This window comes from Longimonas sp. (genome assembly GCF_040409695.1).
Classification (GTDB): domain Bacteria; phylum Bacteroidota; class Rhodothermia; order Rhodothermales; family Salinibacteraceae; genus Longimonas.
The window spans coordinates 1-5,043 of the sequence record NZ_JARWGJ010000174.1 but is presented as its reverse complement, the minus strand read 5'-3'; the positions used below and the strand labels follow the sequence as shown (position 1 = coordinate 5,043).

Sequence of the window (5,043 nt, the reverse complement as noted above, 5' to 3'; positions counted from 1 at the left end):
CGTGTGGCTGAAGGCTCGTCGTTAAACGCGGAGCGCGGTGCTCTGCAGCTAAATCTTATAGCAGAAGCACCGCGCTTGCGATCGGGCCGTAGCGCTAACGAGGACCTGCTGCACGTACGCACAGCATTCCTTCCTATCGTGGCAGTTGCTTAGCGGATCAGCATCGCATCTCCAAAAGAGAACAACTGATACTCTTTGTCAAAGGCTTCCTGATAGAACTCCATCGTGAAGTCGTACCCGGCAAAGGCAGAAACCATCATGATAAGGGTGCTCTCCGGTCGGTGAAAGTTCGTGACCAACTGGTCGGTGATCTGGAAATCGTACGGGGGGTAGATGAACAGGTCGGTCCAGCTGGAATCCGCCTTGAGCTCCTGATTTGCAGACAGGCTCGACTCTATGGTCCGCACCACAGTTGTGCCAATAGCTGTTACCGTGTTCTCTTCGCTCCGCAGCGCGCGGTTCACCGCTTCGGCTGTCTCTTCTGGAATCGTATACTGCTCCGAGTCCATGCGGTGCTTGGTCAGGTCTTCGACCCCAACGGGGCGGAACGTTCCGCGTCCCACGTGCAGCGTAACCTCGGCCACGTGCACGCCCTTGTCTTTGAGGCGCTGGATGAGCTCAGGCGTAAAGTGCAATCCGGCGGTAGGCGCTGCGACTGCACCGCGATGCTCGGCGAAGATGGTCTGATAGCGATCGCGGTCTTCCTCTTCTACCTCGCGGTCGATGTACGGCGGGAGAGGCGTTTCGCCCAGCTCGCGAATTTTGGCGTACAGCTCCTCGTTCGTCCCCGTGAAGTGCAGGCGCAGGGTGCGTCCGCGCGAGGTGGTGTTGTCGATGACCTCCGCCGAGAGCTCGCGGTCGAAGTAGAGCTTGTTGCCAATCCGGATCTTCCGTGCCGGGTCGACCATCACGTCCCACAGCCGGCTCTCCGGGTTCAGCTCGCGCAGCAGAAAAACCTCAATGCTTGCGCCGGTCTTCTTCTTCTTGCCAAACAGCCGGGCCGGGTACACCTTGGTGTTGTTGACGACAATCACGTCGCCTTCCTTGAAGTAATCGGGCAGTTTGTTGAACACAGTATGCTCAACGGTTTTGTCTTCGCGATTCACCACCATTAGTCGGCAGGAGTCGCGGGGCTCCGCGGGGTACTCGGCAATGAGTTCTTTGGGGTAGTCGTAACTAAACTCCGATCGTTTCATGGACAAGGGTGCTAACTAAAAAGATGAAGGATGTACACGTGCAACAGCTCCGCAACAACGCGGCGCCTCTTGGGCGAGTGGAAAACCAAAACCCAAACAGGCTCTAAATTGGCATTGATCCCGATTCAATCGTGGAAAACGTAGGCAGACAAGCCCAAACGCCTCTTTTTTTGCTAACACACTGGACTTATCTATACAGGATCGTCTACACTGGATCGATTGTACTGCATGGGTGCGCTGAATCGGTGTGCTGAATCGGTGCGTTGCCCGCCTCACGTCAGCTACGCGGGCGTTCCAGCGGCAGACGGCCGTCCACGCTGCATCTCGTTGGGGCGGGCGGGGGCGGCCCCGGCGCGGTCGTTCTCCGGATACAGCGCCTCGGCCACAAGCTCGACGGCCCGGTAGAGGCGCGGGCCTGGACGGTTGAAGTAGGCGTTGCCATCGAACACAAAAACGCGGTCTGCCTGCACGGCACGCAGGGTGGGCCATACAGGATGCGCGGCGAGCGCGTCCCAGTCGCGGGCCGTTTCGCTCAGCGTAAACCCGCACGGCATCACGAAGAGCACATCCGGATCTGCATCGGCGAGGGCCTGCCACGTGATCGTGCGCGACGCGTCGCCTGGCTCTGCCAGGAGCGCATGCCCGCCGCCCTGCGCCACCACGTCGGGCGTCCAGTGCCCGGCGACCATGAGCGGATCCATCCACTCGATGCAGGCAACGGTGGGGAGCGACGCGGGATCGGTGCGGCGCTCCAGGCCGATCGCTTCGTGCAGGGCGCGCAGCGCTTTCTCGCGCGCGGCAATCCACCGCATGATGGATTCGGCGCGGCCCAGCCGGCGGCCCATGCGCAGGGCGGTATCGAGCACCGCCTTAAACGTGTCTGGCTGCATCGAAAAGAGCTCGGGCGGCGCCTCTCCCCGGTCGTTCATGTAGCGGTGCAGGGCGCCCTCGATGTCGGATAGCGACGCGGCGCAGACCTCGCACTGGGCCTGCGTAAGCACCACATCGGGCTGCAGATCCGCCAGGCGGTCCAGGTCTACGTCGTAGAGGCTCAGTCCCTCCTGCACCCGGCGCTGCACCGCCTCGTGGATGGCCCGCGACCCCGTCTCATCGGGATAGGTGGGTGCGGTGAGCACCGGGAGCGACGTAACCGACGGCGGGAAGTCGCACTCGTGCGAGCGCCCCACCAGCTGGTCGAGCGCGTCCATAACGGCAACCCACTCGGTGGCGGCGGGAAGTAGCGACGCAATGCGCATGCGAACAGGGAAACGTGAGCCGTGGCAGTGAGAAGATGCCTCCGTAGTGAGACATGTGTACTATGCGCGACGCGCCCATACGTTGCCTGCTGGCCTGCGCCGCGCTTCCCCCTGTCTGCTTTTTCGTGCGACTGCTCTACCGGCTGCCTCCTCCGGTTTCGAGGATGATCTCGCAGAGGAGCCGTTTCTGGGTGAGGCGCACGGCGCGCCACAGGTTAAATGCGGCTGCGAGGCTGAACAGCACCGGCCACAGTACAATGGAGAAGGCGTTGGCGAAGGGCGTTGTGGTGAGGGCGGTGCCGGTGTGGGCCAGCGTGGTGAGGAGCGTGCTGGCCACGAGCAGGACGAGCGCAGCCACCGACGTAGCCTGCGCCCACCAGAGGGCCCGCTCGATGCGGGGCAGCTTTTCGCGGGCTGCCTCTTTGAAGGCGCCTCCGCGCTCCAGCTCCTCGCGCTCTTCGTTCGACAGGTAGACCTCCGCATCGCCAAAGGAAGCAGCGTGGAGCGCGTCGAGAAAGCGGTTCTGCAGGGGCGTGGGCATGGGCGTGTGGTCGTTGAAGCAATGGGCCGAGCGAGTGTATGGATGCGGCATATACGTATGCTACAAGTACGTATGCTACGAAAGAACGCCTGCGAATGCGAGTCGAAACGGCGCGTGGCCTGAGATGTCAACGGGCCCAGGCCATGCGCTGCAGCCCGGCATCGGCGAGGGTCTGGATCTGCAGCCGGTCGGCGAGCGCCCAGAGCACCGCCCGGGTGGCTGCGGCATCGCCACGGGCCGTGTGGAAGGTCCACCCGGAGGCCTGCTCGCGGCCGACGAGGCGCCGCGCCAGCGTTTCAAGCGCCAGGTCGGGCAGCCCCAACTGGGCGTCGAGGCGCGCAGCGCGTGCCAGCGACAGGGTGTCGATGTAGCGGATGGCAAAGGGCGAACGGTGCTGCCGCTCGGCTTCATACGCCAGAAAGCGAAAATCGAACGCGAGGTTGTGGCCGACAACGACCGCATCCGCAAAGCAGCGCAGCAGCCGGTCGAGCAGCGCAGCCACGGGCCGGTTGGCGGTGCGTTGCCAGTACAGGCAGGTTGTTTGGTGGTCGAGCACCGCCGCCTCGGTGATGCGCGCGCCCCGGTCGGGACGCAGCCCGGTTGTTTCGAGGTCGAAGAACCGGAGCGCACTTGTGTGCAGGAGCCAGCTGGTATCGTGCGGCATCGTGTGCGTCCGGCAGGTTTCGTTCGGAGAAGTGTTCGGGGAGATGCGGAGCGCCCCCTCTCTGTGAAGGATTATCGCTTCCAGAAGATAGCGATCAAGGCTCCGAGCACGACCCATCCCAGACGCGCGGGCCATACCCGTCCTGAAGCAGGTGCGCTCTCAGGAGGGTCGGATGCCGAGAGGTTGGCCGCCGGCGTGCCGTGCGCAGCCAGCCCCGACGCACCGGTCTGATTTCGTTCTGATCGGCGATGGGCGGCGTAGACGCTCGTGAACTCGGCCCCCAGAAAGAAGATCTGCGCCACGTAGTAGATCCACAGCAGCAGGGCGGCGAGGGCTCCGGCGGCGCCGTAGGCCGAGGCTACCGTCGCCTGCCCCAGATACCAGGCCATCGCGCTGGTGCCCAGGCTAATGAGCAGGGCCGTACCTATTGCACCTGCCCACACGTCGGCCCACGCCACATCGGTATCGGGAAGCAGCCGAAAGAGCAGCGCACAGAGCCCAGCCAGAAGCACAAGCGTACTGAACCGCTCCAGCAGATAGAGTCCGGTAGCGCCCCCCAGCGTAGCGATCATTCCGCTGAGCACTGCATTGAGCACAAGGCTCGCGAGCAGTCCGCCCCCCACAGCCAGCACCAGCAGCAGCGAGAGCAGGCGGCTCCGCAGCAGCCCCCACACGCCGGTATACGCGGGCGTAGCGTCCCAGATTGTATTCATCGCGTCTTGCAGGCGCGCAAAGAACGCCGTGGCAGCCACAATCAGCAGCGCGCTACCCAGGAGCACCGCCCAAGTACCCTGTGCGGGCGACACCGCAGCCTCCTGCAGGATCCCTTCCACAAGTGTGCGTCCGGCCGGCCCCACCACGCTCTCGACCTGATCCAGAATGGCCGCCTGCGCCTGCATCGACTGCCGCCCGTACACCAGCCGCACGGTCGCCAGCGCCAGTACCAGCAGCGGCGCGAGCGAGAAGACCGCATAGTACGCCACCGCAGCCCCCAGCCGCTCGGCGCGGTCCGCGCTGTACGCGCGCAGCGTGTCTGTCAGCAACACCTTGAGCATGGCAGCGGAGGAGGCATCTGAGGCGGCGCCAGGTGAGGGGGCGCCCGGAGAGTCACCCGGAAGGTCGTCGGAGGCAGCGTCGGTCATAAAATGCGGTAGGGGTGTTGGGATGCAGGCGGCATGCGTTTCTTCCAGATGCATCTTCTAACCCACTGCGACACAGCCCGTTCGCTTCTGCCTGCGCCTCGTCTTTGCAGCTGTCACGGGGCGGGGTTCACTTCATGACACCGGTCCGCCAGCATCCGGAAACGACGTTGCAGAAGGGTCCGTTCAGATACCGTTTGCCCGTTGCGCCTGCCTGTAGCGCCTGCCTGTAGCGCCTGCCTGTAGC

5 protein-coding genes are annotated in these 5,043 nt (G+C 63.9%); all 5 read right to left on the bottom strand.

Annotated features, from left to right (window positions below; genetic code table 11):
* Window positions 1-149: 149 nt before the first annotated feature.
* The gene (gene queA / locus PPP56_RS10670) at window positions 150-1,196 is read right to left on the bottom strand and encodes a tRNA preQ1(34) S-adenosylmethionine ribosyltransferase-isomerase QueA (RefSeq protein ID WP_353564028.1); all 1,047 of its coding nucleotides are present in this window, start codon (window positions 1,194-1,196) and stop codon (window positions 150-152) included.
* Window positions 1,197-1,477: 281 nt separating this feature from the next.
* On the bottom strand, window positions 1,478-2,452 hold the full coding sequence (locus PPP56_RS10665; protein WP_353564027.1) for an ABC transporter substrate-binding protein: 975 nt from the start codon (window positions 2,450-2,452) through the stop codon (window positions 1,478-1,480).
* A 136-nt stretch (window positions 2,453-2,588) separates the two neighbouring features.
* Window positions 2,589-2,993: a hypothetical protein gene (locus tag PPP56_RS10660; protein ID WP_353564026.1), complete on the bottom strand. Its 405-nt coding sequence runs from the start codon at window positions 2,991-2,993 to the stop codon at window positions 2,589-2,591.
* Window positions 2,994-3,120: 127 nt separating this feature from the next.
* A complete protein-coding gene (locus PPP56_RS10655) occupies window positions 3,121-3,657 on the bottom strand; it encodes a 3'-5' exonuclease (RefSeq protein WP_353564025.1) in 537 nt (178 codons plus the stop codon).
* A 71-nt stretch (window positions 3,658-3,728) separates the two neighbouring features.
* Window positions 3,729-4,799, bottom strand: a complete 1,071-nt coding sequence (locus PPP56_RS10650) for a YihY/virulence factor BrkB family protein (protein WP_353564024.1) — start codon at window positions 4,797-4,799, stop codon at window positions 3,729-3,731.
* Window positions 4,800-5,043: the final 244 nt, after the last annotated feature.